Below are 17,370 nucleotides of genomic sequence, written 5' to 3'. Positions count from 1 at the left end.
GCTTTTCAGCGGAAGAGCTCCAGGAATGAGGAAAGTGGTTTGATTAGAATTCGTCATCTTAGCTTCAAACTCGATAATCCAACTAAAACTAAAATAATCGTAATAATCCAAAAGCGGACAACGACTTGGGTCTCTTTCCAACCGCCTAATTCAAAATGATGATGCAGCGGCGCCATTCGAAAAACTCGTCTACCTTCACCATATTTACGTTTTGTATATTTGAACCATGTCACTTGAATCATGACCGATAGGGTTTCTACAACAAAAATTCCACCCATAATGAACAACACAATTTCTTGACGAACTATGACGGCTACCGTGCCGAGTGCGCCGCCTAATGCAAGTGCGCCAACATCACCCATGAAGACCTGTGCTGGATGTGTGTTAAACCATAAAAACGCCAAGCCTGCACCGCCAATAGCGCCGCAAAAAATCAGTAACTCGCCGGTACCAGGAATATATGGAAATATTAAATATTTGGCATAAATAGCATTACCAGTCACATATGCAAATACTCCCAATGCAGATCCAACAAGAATGACCGGCATGATCACTAGGCCATCTAAACCATCAGTTAGATTGACGGCATTGCTACTGCCAACAATGACTAAATACGTCAAAATAACAAATCCCAAAACACCCAGAGGATAATTAACCGTTTTAAAGAATGGCACAACCAAATTCAGGTTATCGGCAAAGTGAAAATTAAACTCATTGTTTTTCCATTGCATGATATTTTTAACAATACCTAAATTACTACTATCAGTAATAGCAAATACCAAATATACGCCTGCCAATATCCCGATTAATGATTGCCAAAAATATTTTTCTTTGGAGCTCATCCCCTTGGGATTTTTATAAACTACTTTTCGGTAATCATCGACCCAACCAACAATGCCAAAGCCGAGGGTCACCCATAAAACAGCCCAAATAAACCGATTACTTAGATCACTCCACAACAAGGTTGATACCGCAATAGAGATCAAAATGAGTACACCCCCCATCGTGGGTGTACCACTTTTAATTAAGTGTGTTTTAGGACCATCTGTTCTGACAGCTTGCCCCACCTTCATAGCTGTCAAACGGCGTATAACCCAGGGACCGAAAATTAAGCCAATACCAAGTGCTGTTAATGTCGCCATCACGGCTCGAAATGTGATGTAGTTAAAGACACGAAAAAATCCAATGTCTGCTTGCAACCATTGGGCTAGAGCTAGAAACATAAGCTCTCCTCTTTCAATAAGCAGTTAACGATTCTTTCCATCTTGGTAAAGCGTGAGCCTTTTACTAAAATCGCAACATGCCCCGTTGAAAAATGGTGTTGAAATGTTTGTAAATCAGCTTTTAATTGCTTGAGCAATGCCTTAGGTTCATGAAAATGAATTCCTTGCGCTTCTTTCGCTAGCGGCTGTGCCTGTATTTGTGTCTTGAAACCCTCAATTGCATAAGTTGATAATTCACCGGTAGCGTATAGATGTTCAATGCCTTTATCCTTGGCATATTTACCAATTTCATGATGAAACTGCTGACCTTGATTACCAACCTCGCCCATATCTCCAAGCACTAACCAACGGGTTCCCGGCAATTGAGCAAGAACATCAATCGCAGCAATTACTGAATCTGGATTTGCATTGTAGGTATCGTCGACCAGTTGCCCAAGTTCGCCAAAACTCGGTAATGAATGACTACGCATTCTGCCAGCTACTGGCATAAATTTTTCTAATCCACGACAGATAGCTTCATGATTGATATTTGCCGCAAATGCTACTGTAGCGGCTGCAATAGCATTCTTTGCATTATGGTCACCTAGCGTCGCTAGTTTGACTTCAATCCCTGTTTTTGGATGTTGCTTATTTTCTGGTAACTCAATACGTAAATGACTTTGACTCTTCCAACATCCTACAACTTGTCCCAATGACTCTTTCAAGTTTTCACTTAAAGAAAAATCTAAATAGGTATATCCGTTAGATTTACTTTTCCATATCTCTGTATATTCAGAATCCGCCGGAAATATAGCAACACCGTTTTCCTGTAATTGCGATATGGCATCTGCGTGCTCTAAAGCTACAGCTTCAACCGTATGCATAAATTCTTGATGCTCTCGTTGAGCATTATTAATCAACACAATATTAGGTTGCGCAATACTTGCTAAAAACTGTGTTTCGCCAGGGTGATTCATGCCTAGTTCAATCACGGCAATTTGATGATGTGCTCGAAGTCCTAACAGAGTCAGGGGCAAACCAATATCGTTGTTTAAATTGCCAGGAGTTGCTAAGACGTGCTTTTCGCCTAGGGCTTCCTTTAAGATACTGGCAATCATCTCTTTCACGGTGGTTTTACCATTACTACCCGTTACTAATATTAATTGAGGATTTAACTCTTTTCGCCAAGCTGTTGCTATCATTTGCAAAGCTTTTAAAGTATCTTCGACTAGTAGGACTGGAAAATTCTCAGGAACACATTCTTCTTTACTCGCTAATGCGGCTAGTGAACCTTTTTTACATACTTCTTTTAAAAATTGATTACCATCAAATTTTTCGCCAGCAATCGCTATGAAAAAATCTCCAGACTGAATTTTTCGACTGTCTGTTGATAAGTTATCAATAGGCGAGTGCATCATGGCAGAGCTCACATTGAGTAAGCGTGATCCGGGCACCATCTGCGACATTTTCTCAAGGGTCAAATAATGACTCATTACACTACCCCTCGAATCGCTAAACAGATATGGTCTTGATCAGAAAATATAAATTGATTGCCGGCAATTTCCTGAACTCTTTCATGTCCTTTGCCAGCAACCAGAACGACATCTTTAGGCTGGGCTTGTTTTACTGAAGACAAGATAGCAAAGGCCCGATCAACCACGATGCTTACTTTTGATAACTGATCAGGATCAATTCCTTGCATGATTTGATCAATGATGTCCTCAGGCTTTTCTCCTCGTGGATTATCACTTGTCAAAATCACTCGATCAGATAGATTGGCCGCTAATTTACCCATCAGTGGTCGTTTACTGGAATCACGATTACCACCACATCCAAATACACAGACCAACTCACCGCCTCTAGCTTGGGCAATTGGCTTTAATGCAACCAATACTTTTTCTAAAGCATCAGGTGTATGTGCAAAATCCACGACCATTAATGGATGCTTAGAGTCGTTAAGGTTCATCATCTCTAATCGACCTTCAACAGACTTCAGTTGTTTTAATTGCGCGATTGCACTTTCTAGCGGCACTTCATTAGCTAGTAAGGTAGCTAATACAGCCATCATATTATCTACATTAAATCTTCCAATAATGTCTAGATGTAGTGGGAAGTTTTGACCATTGACAACACAATTAAACTTCACGCCGTTATTGGTTATCTCGTAATTCTCTATAAGTACAGTGTTTAATTGATCTGAATGATTTAATTTTGCAAGCGATTCTTGAGTACCATAAACCCACAATTTAGCTTTAGATTTTTTAGCCAATTGCTCAATCCATTCTCGGCCAATAGGATCATCCATGTTCATGATGATTTGCTCAAGACTCGAGTAACGAAACAACTCAAATTTTGCTCGTGCATACTCTTGCATATCACCGTGATAATCCAAGTGATCTTGGCTTAAATTGGTAAAAATGGCCGTTTTAAATTTCACATGACCAACTCTTCCCTGCTCCAAAGCATGCGAGGATACTTCCATCGCCACCTGCTCAAATGAATCTGCTTTTAATTCTGCTAATACACGCTGTACCCGAGCAGCGTCCGGAGTGGTAAACCCTGTCGTCTTTAAAGTGCCCACTTGGCCATAACCTAAGGTGCCAAATACAGCTGTCTTTTTAAACTTATTCATGGACTGCGCTATCCACTGAGTCACAGTCGTTTTACCATTGGTCCCTGTTACGCCAATGATTGACATTTCTTTGGAGGGGTAGCCATACCACCAGTCAGCAATTTCACTAGCCATCGCCGCCAAACCCGGTACAGCAAAACATCTTGAGTCGCCTAATTTTTCTCTAGCCTGAATGAGCTCATCCTCAAGCCAGCTATTATTTTCATAAAGTACTAAACTCGCACCCAATTCCAATGCTTTGGGGATATGTATTCGGTTATCACTAAACCCATTACCACTACCTACTGGATAAGCCAAAAAAACGTCTCCAGATTTTAATAATCTTGTATCTGAAGATAAATGTGCCACACGCTCCACCTCACTCAACATTAGATGTTGAATATCATTCATTTGAAGAGAGGCTTTGGACTCAGTCTTCATCATCTCTTTAATACCACTTTTTGTGTAAGTGATGGGTCTAATGTTTGTACGAGTTCTTTCATTGCGGCATCTGGTGGCACTCCCAGGCTACGGAGTGCTGTGCCTGTAATAGCTGAAAATACTGGTGCGGCAACATCACCACCATAATGTGATCCGGCACTTGGCTCATCAATCACTACAGCAACTACGATTCTTGGATTACTAATCGGGGCAATACCTACAAAAAACCCATCATATTTATTACTGGCATATCCAGCCTTACCCATTGATTTGTGTGCAGTTCCTGTTTTTCCACCGACACGATAGCCTGTGACCTGCGCTTTAATCGCAGTCCCTCCCTCTTGGGTAACCAGCTCTAACATGTTTCGCATGTCAATTGCTGTCTTGGGGTTGAGCACCCTTGTTCCGACAGGAGGCTTATCAACTTTCAACATCGAAATTGGGACTAACTCACCATCTCTTGCAAAAATGGTGTAAGCCTTGGCCAATTGAAATAATGATGTTGAAATTCCATACCCAAATGACATGGTTGCCTGGTCTAACTTACCCCATTTTGCATACGGTTTTACTGTTCCAGCAACCGCCCCTTCGAAACCAATTTTTGGTGCCTGTCCAAATCCTACGGATTGGAACATCGTCCACATATCCTCTGGCTCCATTTGAAGTGCGATACGAGTTGTTCCAATATTGCTTGATTTTTGAATAATTTGCGATACAGATAAGACCGAATAAGAGTGGGTATCAGTAATGACCTTCTTACCAATTTGTAAATGACCAATAGGGAACTGGGTCGTCGGTTTAATTAAGCCCTTTTCTAAAGATAAGGATATGGTGATTGGCTTCATCGTTGAGCCGGGCTCAAAAGTATCTGTCAGTACTCGATTGCGTAACTGATCACCCGTCATGCTAATGCGGTTATTAGGATCGTATGATGGGTAATTCGCCATGGCCAATACTTCACCTGTATATGAATCTAAAACGATGGCTGAACCAGATTTTGCACGATTATCTTTCACAGCTTTTTTAATCGCTTCATAAGAAATCGATTGGATTTTGCTATCTACCGACAATTGCAAATCCTTACCATTTCTTGGTGGCTGAATATCTCCAAGGTTATCAACCACTCGTCCAAGCCGATCAATCACAACATGCTTTTGCCCATCTTTACCTGATAAAAATTCATCATTCGAATACTCCATGCCATCTTGGCCTTTATCCTGAATATTGGTAAAGCCAACAATGTGAGCCATCGCTTCTCCCTCAGGATAATAACGACGATACTCACTCGTAATGACGATTCCAGGAATCGCTAATTCTTTAATTTTTGCCGCCACCTCTGGCTCAACCTGACGACGAAGATAAAGTTGATTTTTTGAATCTGTTAATTTCTTTCTCAATTCAGATTCATTCATCTTTAATAATTTCGCAAAGGCTGCTACTTTTGCCGCAGGCAAATCATCTGGAATTGTATCGGGGTAAGCAATGATTGTTTTTGCTTCTAAGCTGGTTGCTAATATTTCACCATTTCTATCCAGTATTTTTCCTCTGACAGATGGCAAGGCAATGACTCGCTCTACCCTCTTACCTTTTTGCGCATAAAAATCGTTCCCCGGTCCCTGAATCCAAAATGCACGACTGAGTAGTGCAAAAAATCCAATAAACATAATGAACAAGACAAGGCGTGAACGCCACATTGGAAGTCTCAAAACAACTGTATTAGACGGGCTTGTATGATGAACTCTCATTTAGCCATTTCCTTTACGTAGATGGTTTTATCCTGCTTTGCTTCTTTCATATGTAATTGCTTCGTTGCAATATCAACAATTCTTGAAGATTTTGATAACTCTCTTTGCTCATATTCAAGTCGACTCCATTCTTGATTGAGCTTATTCTCCTTAATCTCTAAACGATTTTTCTCCGCATACAACATCCTGGATCTTTGCTGTGAATAAACCAACATTAATGAACAAGTCATTAATGCCAATATCAAAATCACAACAGATCGGTTCATCAAAGACCTACCTTTTCTGCGATACGCATCACCGCTGATCTTGCCCTTGGATTCTGTTTTATCTCTACAGCAGTTGGCTTAACTCTTCCTAAGATTTTTAAGGGAGATTTCGGTATTTCTGACTCACGAAGCGGCATACCTCTTGGCACATCAACTTTGCTGTTTTGCTGCATAAATTGTTTCACCATACGGTCTTCCAGTGAGTGAAAACTAATCACCACTAATCGTCCTTCTGGTTTTAACAATTGAATCGACATTTTTAAACCTTCTTCCAAATCGCGGAGTTCTTGGTTGATGAAAATCCGTATAGCTTGAAAGGTGCGTGTGGCCGGGTCTTGATCGTACTCACGCGTGCGGACGACACTAGCCACGAGCGTCGCGAGTTGTCTTGTGGTCCCAATGTGGATGCCTTGCTCCCGGCTAGCAACAATCGCCTTTGCAATCTGTACAGCAAACCGTTCTTCCCCATAGTCTTTAATTACCTTTGCAATATTTTTTTCATCTGCAGTTGCCAACCATTCCTGCGCACTGAGCCCTTCTTGAGAATTCATGCGCATATCGAGTGGACCATCCATTCGAAACGAAAATCCCCGCTCTGCTTGATCGATTTGTGGAGAACTGATCCCTAAATCGAGCAATATTCCATCCAACGTGTTTGCCGATGTAAGTGAGGACATATTGGCAAAAGAGGTATGAACTATTTGAAAACGCTGATCCTGTATTTGCTTCGCCTCTGCAATTGCTTGGGGATCTTTGTCGCACGCAATTAACTGACTGTCTAAGGTCATTTTTTCTAAAATTAATCTGGAATGCCCGCCCCGACCAAACGTTCCATCGAGATAGAACGCGTGCTGTTTCGGCACTTCTCCAAGTAAGGCGGAGACTGCCTCGTCCAGTAATACCGGGCGATGACTGGTGGTCATAGGTCCCTAACATCAGAAGGTAAATTGTCGTAAAGCTTCTGGCATTCCTTGAGAAATTGCTATTTGTTCTTTTTGTGCATAAGTCTTCGCATCCCAAACTTCAAGATGACTACCCATGCCCAATAAAATAACTTCTCTCTCGATACCAGATGCGGCTCTTAACTCTGGACTAATCAAAATACGGCCTGATCCATCCATTTCTAATTCAGATGCATTTCCGAGAAAAATACGACGCCACCAATTCGCCTCTAAAGGCAATTTAGCAACCCGCTCACGAAAACTTTCCCACTCTAATTGAGGAAATAAAAGTAGACATCCTTCGGGATGTTTGGTGAGGGTAACCCTCCCAACCCCTTCTACTTGCAGGGCGTCACGATGCCGGGCAGGGATTGACATCCGCCCTTTGACATCCAAATTGATCGCTGAAGCACCCTGAAACATGCAATTTTCCCCACTTTTTCACACTTCCTCCCACTTTAAAGCACATATAGTGGATGGTCAAGCGTTTTGAGGGGAAATTAATATCATTTTTCTTGTATTAACAAGAACTTAGAAACACACATTGAAGTACTCAGTTATAAAAATTGAATATAAAACATAGTCTTATAAGCAATACCTAATGAATTAAATGAAATAAACTGGTAAGAACCCTTATTTTGTTAAGAATTCGTGAAAATCTAAATATGGTATGCGGTCTTTGTCATGACTTTTGACGTCATTGCCATCGTTTTTTTGATAAATTCAGGCAATTCTTTTGCGCCAGCATCGTGCGCCATCTTGCCATGGGCAATTTCTTCGATACGCATTTGATCAACAATTGCTCTAGATGCCAAATCATGCTGTGGAAGAGTTTCTAAGTGGTCATCTAAGTGATGTTCAACCTGTTTTTCTGTCTCAGCAACAAAGCCCAAGCTCCAAGCATCCCCGGCTAAACCCGCCATCACCCCTAGGGCAAATGCCCCTGTATACCAAACAGGATTTAAAAGGCTTGGGCGGGAATTTAATTCTTGCAGACGTTGTGAGCACCAATGTAAATGATCTTCTTCTTCAATTGCTGCATGGGTTAATTGTTTTTTTATCTCCGTGGATGAGCTTGTCAATCGCTGTGCTTGATATAAGGCCTGAGCACAAACCTCCCCAACATGATTGACGCGCATTAAACCCGCCGCATGTTTGCGCTCTTTGTCTGTCAAAACCTCTTCTGGAAGAGCTTGTGGCTGAGGTGTTGGCCTTGATTGGGAAACCACCCCATGCAAGGTTCTTACTGCCTTATCAAACTCAATAATAAATTGATCTAATTGCAAATTAATACCGTTCTTGAAGAATTATCTGTTGTTCAATTTTAGATCAATCTCTTACGTTGCATCAGGAGTGCTTCTTATCCGTATATAAGCCGGCCATTTGACCAATGACTTCAGCGGTCGATGCGGTATCTGACTTGGCTAAACCTTGTGCCATCGCTGCGGTATAAATAGGGGCTGTAGCATTAAAGATTGGTAATGGGCAACCGACAGATTTTGCTAAATCACCAATGACTTGCATATCTTTTTGCCAAACTTCCACTTTCATGGTTGGCGGTGTGTACTGACGATCAATCATAAAGGGCATCCGCAGGCGCATGACTCCAGTGCCGATGACTGGACTTGGGCCAAATATATCCAAAACGTCCTGTGGGTCTAATCCGATTTTTTTTGCAAAGATAGTAGATTCAGCACAAGCCACGTTATAGATAGCAACTAAATGATTCGCAATCATTTTCATTTTTAAACCATTTCCATAGTCACCGACATACGGGAAGTTATCTGAAAGACATTCAAAAATAGGCTTCATTTTTTTACTTATTTTTTCATTGCCACTCACAAAGATGGTCCACGCACGATCTTTCATTCTTGCAGCTGTGCCACTAATTGGGCAATCTAATAACTCCACACCGTCTATCTTTAAATCCTGCGCAATAAATTCTTTATCACTCATGGATAAAGTACTCGTTTCAATAAGGATTATTTTTTTCGGATGCTCAATTAAGGTTTGTTTGATTTGTGCAAAGACTTCTAGCAATGCTTGACTAGTAGCCAATGAAGTTATAACAACATCTGATTTAAGAATCACCTCACGAACAGATTTTAAGGGTTGTCCTTTTGCTTTTTTTAGACGCTTGATGGCATCTGGAACAATGTCATATCCACAAACAGTGAAATCATTCATGAGAAGCGTTTCAGCCATGATGCCACCCATAATTCCTAATCCAATAATTCCGATTGTTTGTGGTGAATTTTTAGTTTTTTTCATGAGAGTAGAGTTCGTTAAAGTTAATCGTTTAATTGTTTTCAGTATAAACACCATCTTTCACAAAAAAAATATTCTGTTTTATTAGATATCCACAATCATCAAAAGACTATTAAGTTTTAGGTCTATTTTTAATTTGTTACTGTATCTCCTCGAATCAATCATTCGTTCATGTCGGTCAACACAATTGACCGACGTGACTAATCTTTTATCAAAGGAAAATAGATGTACAAAAAGAGTTTATGTTTTTTGTTAGGTATGGGTTTTACAAATATAAGTCACGCTGATTCGGTCAAGCTATATGGATTAATTGATCAAGGAATTCAAATCAATTTAAATAGCATTCATTCAACACCTGATGATTTGAAAATCAAACAAGGAAATAAAATGGCTTCTCGATTTGGCATCCAAGGGCGTGAGGAAATTGCTCCATCACACGTTGTCTTTTTTAATCTAGAAGGAGAAACAAATCCCTCTTCGCCAGCCATTCTTTTTAAAAGACGCAACTACATTGGTTATGAAAATCGTCAAGTGGGGCAGTTCACATTAGGGCTTCAATCTTCAGTCAGCTTCGATATTGCAAGGATGATTGATCCAAGTGGACTAATTCGTCAAAAGTATGTGATCGATGATTTGAGTGGAACCTTTAATGGCAGGTACGGTAATAAATGGGTCGATAATGCGTTGAAATATTCTTTTAGGACTCCTCGTTTTAACTTCGTCACTAGTTATCAATTAGGAAGTGCTGATAGCGCTCATCAACCTAACTTTGCAGCAGGTGCTAGTTATCAAATGGGTGATACGCTCATTGCTGGATCTTATTCTATGACAGAAAATAGTCGCTTAACGCATCACAACCAATCTGCTCACATTGTTAATGCTGGTATTTCTCAAAAAATGGGTAACGTCAATTTGAAATTAGGTTTCTCCCAATCGGAATTGACTAGTGGACTTCCTAGTCCATCTGTTCGACATCACCCTACACCGATCCAATCTGTAAAAAATATTGGTGTTGGATTTAAATATCAGGCTAGCCCGCAAGTTGACTTTTTTGCGGCTGCCTATCGGCAAAAAACCCATCTTCAAACAAATTCATCTATGTATGGCAATAAATTGGTGGTCGGCGCTAACTATCACTTATCTAAACAGACTCATCTGTATGCTTTTGTAAATCATGCAAATGGTTCTGATTCTGGAAAGGTAATAAAAGACCTAACTTCAGGAACCATTGGTATGGTTCATCGCTTTTAATTTTTCTCTCGTTGATTGAATAATCAATAGACTGATATTTCATTCTTTTATTAAAATTCATGTAAGTGAAATATTAATTCATTTCATCTTTTATAAGATTTAAGATAAGATGAGTTATTCAAACTTAATATGTGATTATGAAAATCTTTCCGGAATTTATTGATCAGCTCGAATTGATTAAAGCTATTCGCAGGGATATTCATGCTCATCCAGAATTAAAGTTTACCGAGTTTAGAACTTCTGAATTAATTGCCAAGCAATTAAAAAGTTGGGGTATTCAAACACACGTGGGACTCGGCAAAACTGGAGTAGTCGGAACCATACAAGGTAATTTGGGTCCAGGTAAATCCATTGGTCTTCGTGCAGATATCGATGCCTTACCTTTACAAGAACATAATGCTTTTGCTCATGCTTCTCAACATGAGGGTAAGATGCATGCGTGTGGTCACGATGGACATACCGCCATGCTCTTAAGTGCGGCACAATTCTTTGCTTCTCATAGAGAATTTAAGGGTACTGTTCATTTCATCTTCCAACCTGCGGAAGAAGGAGGCGGTGGTGCTCGCGAGATGATGGCGGATGGTTTATTTACCTTATTTCCATGTGATGCGGTTTTTGGTATGCATAATTGGCCAGGGATGCCAGAAGGTAGTTTTGGTGTTATTCCAGGCCCAATGATGGCCTCTAGTAATGAATTCACGATCACGATTAAAGGTAAAGGTGCTCACGCAGCTCTTCCGCATAATGGTGCAGATCCTGTTTTTGCTATTGCACAATTAGCCTCCTCTTTGCAAAGCATCATTACTCGCAATAAAAAACCGGTGGATACGGCTGTTTTATCAATTACTCAAATTCATGCAGGATTTGCAAGTAATGTCATCCCGAATGATGGCTGGCTGGGTGGTACGATTAGAACCTTTACCAATCCCGTTTTAGATCTTTTGGAGCAAAGACTTCGAGATATCGCTCATGGCACTTCCCTCGCGTTTAACTGTACGGCTGAAGTTGAATTTGAACGTAATTATCCCCCGCTGATTAATCATCTTCAAGAGACTGCTTTTGCTCAGTCGGTTATCAAGAACAGTTTTGGCGATGCGCAGTTTATTGAGGGCATAGAGCCAACGATGGGCTCTGAAGACTTTGCTTTTATGCTAGAAAAAGTCCCGGGTTGTTATGTTTTTATTGGCAATGGTGATGGTGATCATCGAGCAGTTGGACACGGTATGGGCCCTTGCCATTTACATAATCCTTGCTATGATTTTAATGATCATCTGCTACCTGTTGGAGCTAGTTATTGGGTACATTTAACTCAAGCTTATTTGACGTAATTTCTTTTCTTTTAATTTCTATATCGCCGTAAATCGCTTTGACTAAGCTTTTTGTATTATCCGTATCCGTCATTATGCCAACAGCGATTAATTTACCTGGTGGTTCTTGAAAGGCTTCTCGATAGTCTTTTTCAATATTTCTTTGGTGTTTTCGCCATTGGCCGACATGCTCCTCACCTGAGTCGACAATAATCATTTTTAAGCGTGAGGTGTATTTATTGGTGATGATTGGAGTCTCATGCGCTTGACTTGACCAAATGTACATCAGCGTTGCGTATGGCATCTCTTGTCCACTGATTAAATGCGCCAGCTCAAATGCCATCTGATCTTTTAATGAAAGTTTACTTTTGTCACCATCAAAGGCCAACATAATGCGAAGCGGCGCATCATCCGTGTGCCCCTGAGAATTGTCCGCTTGTGCAATATGTCCGAGAGCCTTCCACTCCCAGATAAGTTCTTTACCTTCAACAGTTCTTGGCTTTAATGGCACCATAAGGCCAGAAGCACTGGCATCTGCATCAGCATGAATGACTGTTCTACCTTGGTATTTTTGTAAGGTATAACTTGTTTTATTTTTACTGGGGGTTAAAGCCCATGGGAACCATCCCGGTAAAGAATGATCTTCGTTCACAACAACCTCTTTACCCTGTGTATCTATCAATGAGAATTTATTAACATCCTCTTGATTTTTTGAATTATTAGAAGTTGAGTAATTGGTGGCACATGCACTGATCAATAAAGAGAATGCAAGTACTGAAATGTTTGCTAATTTCATGGGTACATACTCTTCGGAAGAATTACCCATAAACGACCAGCTTGTTTCATTTTTCCTGCTTTATCTCCGGCAGCATCTCCAGAGCCCCAATAATAGTCGGCTCTCACGCCACCAACAATAGCTGAGCCGGTATCTTGTGCAAATACCAATCGTTGTAATGCTTGTGTTGTTTGTGGATCAGTGGTTGATATATACACTGGTGCCCCGCGTGGTATCGATTGCCAATCGACTGCAATACTCCGTCCGGCGGTCAAGGGTACGCCAATACTTCCAATAGGGCCATCAAGTGGTGATGTCGAGCTTTCTAAAACTTTAAAAAATACAAACCGAGGATTTGCATTGAGCATCTCATTGACGCGCTGTGGATTTTTTTTAGCCCAATCAGAAATCCCCTGCATACTTGCTTGGGCATAGGTTAATTGTTTTTGATTAATTAACCACTGGGCAAAAGATACAAATGTTTGGTTGTTCGTGCCGGCATAACCAAGTCTTAATATTTTCTTGTTTTCTAATACTATTTTTCCAGATCCTTGGATTTGCATAAATGCTACAGCTACAGGATCTTCTACCCAAGCGATTTCCATTCCTTTTAACACTCCAGACTGCATCAGTTCTGCCCGAGGGGGCCTGACTTTACTGGGTGAAGCACTCCAACCAGTCGGGAGTTTATAAATAGCGGTTTGATATACCCCTTGGCGAGATAATGAGCCCTTGATAATCGGCTCATAATAGCCGGTAATTAAACCTTGATTACTTCCTTTAGGATAGGTGTTTTGATCTTTTGCTTGGCGAATTTCCCAAACCTGAAAATATTTTTCAAAAAAATCTTTCGCTATTTTTTTATCGCCTGCATTGATTTTTTGTGACTCTTTACAGAGTTGTTGCCATTCCGCTTGATTGGCTTTGCTCCAGTACTGACAACTTTTTTGCCAAGCATTCCATGCATCATCAAATGGATCACTCTCCCAACCGGGTAAATTCTTCCAACTACTCAAAAAATAATGGGCTGCTGTATATTGTTTAAATTGGCTGCTTGGTGTCGTTGCTACTGGCTCCAATTCCGATACATCTTTTTGTATTGAAACGGAACTACAGGCTGATAGTAAAATAGTCATGCCTGTTGAGCAAACTAATGAAAAAAATATTGAAAAAAATTGCTTGTTTTTTTTCATACAAAAAGGATGTAATCGATGTCAGAACTTTTAGATGAGTACCCCATGCTATTACTAGTCGCAGAAGCAGGAGTGGCTCTTTGCATTTTAATTTTTATTATTGTCTGGACAATGATGGGAAGAAAAAAATGATCTTGTGGTTTTAATGCAATATTCTTGGCATGGTGAGAGAAAACTCTGGAATCGGCACTTCAAACATCTCGGCTTCCTCTGAAATGCAAAAATAAGTTCCCCTCATAGACCCTAGCGGGGTAGGAATCGTCGCCCAACTGGTATATTCAAAAGCCTGTCCACCTTTTAGTAAAGGTTGTTGTCCAACAACTCCTAAGCCCTTGATTTGTTGAGTATTTCCATCAGAATCTGTAATCAGCCACTCTCTGGCGATTAATTGAAATGGAACTTCTCCATCATTTTTAATACTCAATGTATAAGCAAAATGATACTGCCCTTGCTCAGCACTCGATTGCTCTTCTAAAAATTGAACTTGAACTGATATTTGCGCGGAAAATTGTGTCATAGGGCTATTTTCGTAGAACTACTCATGAAATGCAATGATTCAATGTGAATCATCAAGTTAAAATAAACATATGACCGATAAATTACAAGCTATCATAGCCCCATCTATCCTTGCCGCTGATTTTGCCCGACTAGGGGAAGAAGTCAAACACGTTTTACAAGCTGGGGCCGATTGGATTCATTTTGATGTAATGGATAACCATTACGTCCCCAATCTCACGATCGGTCCTCTCGTATGTGATGCGATTCGTCCTTTCGCTGAGAAAAATGGTCAATCTGTCTGTATCGATGTTCACTTAATGGTTGAACCTGTTGATCGTATCATTCCGGATTTTGCAAAAGCAGGTGCAAACCTGATTAGTTTTCACCCTGAGGCAAGCTCTCATATAGATCGAACCTTAGGTCTGATCAAAGAAGTGGGCTGTCAAAGCGGTTTGGTTTTAAATCCAGCTACTCCTTTGCAATATTTAGATTTTATCCTTGATAAGATTGATTTAGTTTTGTTGATGTCGGTCAATCCAGGATTTGGTGGTCAACAGTTTATTCCTTCCACGATCGATAAAATCAGACAAACAAGACAACTACTAGATTCATACGCCCAGAAAAGTGGCAGACAAATTCGTTTAGAAGTTGATGGCGGAATTAATACACAAAATATTGCGCAGATTGCTGCGGCTGGAGCTGATACTTTTGTTGCTGGCTCTGCTATTTTTGGCAAGCCTGATTACGCACATGTCATCTCAGAAATGAGACGGGAACTGGCAACTGCTCAATGAATTTAGATGAATTTAACAACCTTGCCAAGCAAGGATTTAACCGTATTCCGCTAGTTTCAGAAACCTTGGCAGATCTTGAAACGCCTCTATCGCTTTACATGAAATTAACTCAAGCAGTAGGTGCGAAAAACACTTTCTTGTTGGAGTCGGTCGTAGGTGGTGAGCGCTTTGGTAGATATTCGATTATTGGTTTACCCGCTTCGACATTGATACGCTCTGTAGGAACTCCAAGCGCACCGATCAATCAAGTCATCACCAATGATGAACTTGTCGAAACGAATCATGATCATCCGCTAGATTTTATTGAGCAATTTCAAGCACGATTTAAAGCAGCGCTCTTGCCAGGATTGCCGCGTTTTTGCGGGGGGTTAGCAGGCTACTTTGGTTATGACACAGTTCGTTATATTGAGCATAAATTGGCTAATTCCTCGCCAAAAGATGATTTACATTTGCCTGATATTCAATTACTGCTAACTGAAGAACTTGCTGTGATCGATAATCTGGCGGGCAAACTATACTTGATTGTCTATGCCAATACCGATCATACAGATGCTTATCAAAGAGCCCAACAACGTTTACAACTTCTGTTAGATTGTCTAGATCAACCAATCAAAGCTCAAAAATCATTTGCTACCGCAAAAACAGAGCCTGTACGTCATTTTGGTAAAGATGAATTCATTAAAAAAGTCAATTTAACCAAAGAATATATTTTGGCGGGTGATTGTATGCAGGTTGTTTTTGGTCAACGAATCAGTCAAGCGTATGAAGAATCTCCACTCACCTTGTACCGTGCTCTGCGTTCTTTAAATCCATCACCCTACCTTTATTTTTATGATTTTGGTGATCATCAATTAGTTGGTTCATCTCCAGAAATTTTAGTCAGGCAAGAACAAGTTGTCTCTGCGGAACACTCTGCTACAAAAAGAAAAGTTACCGTGCGGCCATTAGCTGGAACTAGGCCTAGGGGTAAAACACCTGAGCTTGATGCTGAACTAGCCCGAGAACTATTAGCTGATCCGAAGGAAATTGCTGAACATGTGATGCTCATCGATTTAGCAAGAAACGACATCGGCCGTATTGCAAAAATTGGTAGCGTCAAAGTGACGGAAAAAATGACGATTGAAAAATATTCCCATGTACAGCATATTGTCAGCTCCGTCGAGGGTGAGCTGCGTGACGATGTGAGCAATATGGATGTATTAAGGGCTACTTTCCCAGCTGGTACTTTATCGGGAGCACCCAAAATACGCGCCATGGAAATCATCGATGAAATGGAAATTACCAAGCGCGGCCCTTATGGTGGTGCTGCGGGTTATTTATCCTTTTCTGGCGATATGGATGTGGCGATTATTATCCGTACTGGCGTGATTCAAAATGGGTGGGTTCATTCGCAAGCAGGTGCTGGTATCGTCGCTGATTCCAATCCCGAATCTGAATATTTAGAAACCGAAGCAAAAGCAAGAGCTGTTTTACGCGCCGTTGAACTTGTTCAAGGAGGACTCCATGCTCCTCATGATTGATAATTACGACTCTTTTACCTATAACTTAGTTCAGTATTTTGGAGAGTTGGGTGCAGACATACAGGTTTATCGTAATGATGAAATTACCATCAATCAAATGGAAGCTCTAAGTCCCTCTCATATTTGTATCTCACCAGGACCGTGTAGTCCCGCCCAAGCAGGAATTTCTATTGCAGCGATTCAACACTTTGCTGGAAAAGTTCCCCTCCTTGGGGTTTGTCTTGGACATCAAGCCATTGGTGAAGCTTTTGGTGGTGATGTGATTCGTGCGAAGAAAGTGATGCATGGTAAGGTCGACACGGTGCACTCAAAACGTCGCGGTGTTTTCCAAGGCCTACCAGCTGAATTTCAGGTGACAAGATATCACTCTCTCGCGATCTCTCGTGAAACCTTACCATCTTGCCTTGAGGTGACTGCGGTGACGGATGATGATGAAATCATGGGTGTGAGACATAAGACCTTGGCGGTGGAGGGGGTACAATTTCATCCCGAGTCGATATTGTCGGAATATGGGCACGAGTTATTAAACAATTTCCTTAAAATGAAGAATTAAACTAG

At 40.8% G+C, this 17,370-nt stretch carries 17 protein-coding genes; 5 read left to right on the top strand and 12 right to left on the bottom strand.

The features are described 5' to 3' along the window. Positions 1–53: 53 nt before the first annotated feature. The 9 genes from mraY to QMN06_RS00910 all read right to left on the bottom strand — a co-directional run bounded on the left by mraY (position 54) and on the right by QMN06_RS00910 (position 9,477). Positions 54–1,223: a phospho-N-acetylmuramoyl-pentapeptide-transferase gene (gene mraY / locus QMN06_RS00950; RefSeq protein ID WP_281970625.1), complete on the bottom strand. Its 1,170-nt coding sequence runs from the start codon at positions 1,221–1,223 to the stop codon at positions 54–56. Then, entirely contained in the window at positions 1,214–2,695 is a 1,482-nt protein-coding gene (gene murF / locus QMN06_RS00945; protein WP_281970624.1) for a UDP-N-acetylmuramoyl-tripeptide--D-alanyl-D-alanine ligase, read from the bottom strand. Before murF ends, mraY begins: the two co-directional genes overlap by 10 nt. Then, positions 2,695–4,257, bottom strand: coding sequence for a UDP-N-acetylmuramoyl-L-alanyl-D-glutamate--2,6-diaminopimelate ligase (locus QMN06_RS00940; RefSeq protein ID WP_281970623.1), 1,563 nt, complete (start codon positions 4,255–4,257; stop codon positions 2,695–2,697). Before QMN06_RS00940 ends, murF begins: the two co-directional genes overlap by 1 nt. Beyond that, positions 4,254–5,999 (bottom strand): penicillin-binding protein 2, encoded by a 1,746-nt coding sequence (locus tag QMN06_RS00935; protein WP_281970622.1) that lies wholly within the window; start codon positions 5,997–5,999, stop codon positions 4,254–4,256. Before QMN06_RS00935 ends, QMN06_RS00940 begins: the two co-directional genes overlap by 4 nt. Further along, positions 5,996–6,265 (bottom strand): cell division protein FtsL, encoded by a 270-nt coding sequence (gene ftsL / locus QMN06_RS00930; protein WP_281970621.1) that lies wholly within the window; start codon positions 6,263–6,265, stop codon positions 5,996–5,998. The genes QMN06_RS00935 and ftsL overlap by 4 nt, the downstream gene beginning before the upstream one ends. Continuing rightward, positions 6,265–7,188 carry a 16S rRNA (cytosine(1402)-N(4))-methyltransferase RsmH gene (rsmH, locus tag QMN06_RS00925; RefSeq protein ID WP_281970620.1) on the bottom strand — a complete coding sequence of 308 codons (924 nt, stop codon included), beginning with the start codon at positions 7,186–7,188 and terminating at the stop codon, positions 6,265–6,267. The genes ftsL and rsmH overlap by 1 nt, the downstream gene beginning before the upstream one ends. Positions 7,189–7,200: 12 nt before the next feature. Next, positions 7,201–7,629 (bottom strand): division/cell wall cluster transcriptional repressor MraZ, encoded by a 429-nt coding sequence (gene mraZ, locus QMN06_RS00920; RefSeq protein WP_281970619.1) that lies wholly within the window; start codon positions 7,627–7,629, stop codon positions 7,201–7,203. 236 nt (positions 7,630–7,865) lie between these two features. Continuing rightward, the gene (gene coq7, locus QMN06_RS00915) at positions 7,866–8,492 is read right to left on the bottom strand and encodes a 2-polyprenyl-3-methyl-6-methoxy-1,4-benzoquinone monooxygenase (RefSeq protein WP_281970618.1); all 627 of its coding nucleotides are present in this window, start codon (positions 8,490–8,492) and stop codon (positions 7,866–7,868) included. Positions 8,493–8,553: 61 nt separating this feature from the next. Then, positions 8,554–9,477: an NAD(P)-dependent oxidoreductase gene (locus QMN06_RS00910; protein WP_281970617.1), complete on the bottom strand. Its 924-nt coding sequence runs from the start codon at positions 9,475–9,477 to the stop codon at positions 8,554–8,556. A gap of 222 nt (positions 9,478–9,699) precedes the next feature. On the opposite strand from QMN06_RS00910, the gene QMN06_RS00905 reads away from it, so the two are divergent. Beyond that, positions 9,700–10,725 carry a porin gene (locus QMN06_RS00905; protein WP_281970616.1) on the top strand — a complete coding sequence of 342 codons (1,026 nt, stop codon included), beginning with the start codon at positions 9,700–9,702 and terminating at the stop codon, positions 10,723–10,725. Between the two features lie 137 nt (positions 10,726–10,862). Next, positions 10,863–12,053, top strand: coding sequence for a M20 aminoacylase family protein (locus QMN06_RS00900; protein ID WP_281970615.1), 1,191 nt, complete (start codon positions 10,863–10,865; stop codon positions 12,051–12,053). On the opposite strand, the gene QMN06_RS00895 is transcribed toward QMN06_RS00900, so the two are convergent. The 3 genes from QMN06_RS00895 to apaG all read right to left on the bottom strand — a co-directional run bounded on the left by QMN06_RS00895 (position 12,013) and on the right by apaG (position 14,517). Next, on the bottom strand, positions 12,013–12,858 hold the full coding sequence (locus QMN06_RS00895) for a DUF3047 domain-containing protein (RefSeq protein ID WP_281970614.1): 846 nt from the start codon (positions 12,856–12,858) through the stop codon (positions 12,013–12,015). The two genes, QMN06_RS00900 and QMN06_RS00895, sit on opposite strands and share 41 nt — an antisense overlap. Then, complete coding sequence (locus QMN06_RS00890) at positions 12,825–13,943, bottom strand: MltA domain-containing protein (protein WP_281970613.1); 1,119 nt, start codon at positions 13,941–13,943, stop codon at positions 12,825–12,827. The genes QMN06_RS00895 and QMN06_RS00890 overlap by 34 nt, the downstream gene beginning before the upstream one ends. Before the next feature lie 199 nt (positions 13,944–14,142). Then, complete coding sequence (gene apaG, locus QMN06_RS00885) at positions 14,143–14,517, bottom strand: Co2+/Mg2+ efflux protein ApaG (protein WP_281970612.1); 375 nt, start codon at positions 14,515–14,517, stop codon at positions 14,143–14,145. A 70-nt stretch (positions 14,518–14,587) separates the two neighbouring features. On the opposite strand from apaG, the gene rpe reads away from it, so the two are divergent. The 3 genes from rpe to QMN06_RS00870 are packed head-to-tail and all read left to right on the top strand — an operon-like array spanning position 14,588 to position 17,365. Then, the gene (rpe, locus tag QMN06_RS00880; protein WP_281970611.1) at positions 14,588–15,292 is read left to right on the top strand and encodes a ribulose-phosphate 3-epimerase; all 705 of its coding nucleotides are present in this window, start codon (positions 14,588–14,590) and stop codon (positions 15,290–15,292) included. Beyond that, positions 15,289–16,812 carry an anthranilate synthase component I gene (gene trpE / locus QMN06_RS00875; protein WP_281970610.1) on the top strand — a complete coding sequence of 508 codons (1,524 nt, stop codon included), beginning with the start codon at positions 15,289–15,291 and terminating at the stop codon, positions 16,810–16,812. Before rpe ends, trpE begins: the two co-directional genes overlap by 4 nt. After that, positions 16,796–17,365, top strand: coding sequence for an aminodeoxychorismate/anthranilate synthase component II (locus QMN06_RS00870; protein WP_281970609.1), 570 nt, complete (start codon positions 16,796–16,798; stop codon positions 17,363–17,365). Before trpE ends, QMN06_RS00870 begins: the two co-directional genes overlap by 17 nt. Positions 17,366–17,370 lie beyond the last annotated feature (5 nt).

Source organism: Polynucleobacter sp. SHI8 (assembly GCF_027944005.1).
Taxonomy (GTDB): Bacteria; Pseudomonadota; Gammaproteobacteria; order Burkholderiales; family Burkholderiaceae; genus Polynucleobacter.
Note: the sequence above shows the minus strand (reverse complement) of the source record. Positions and strands in the feature narration are given on the sequence as shown.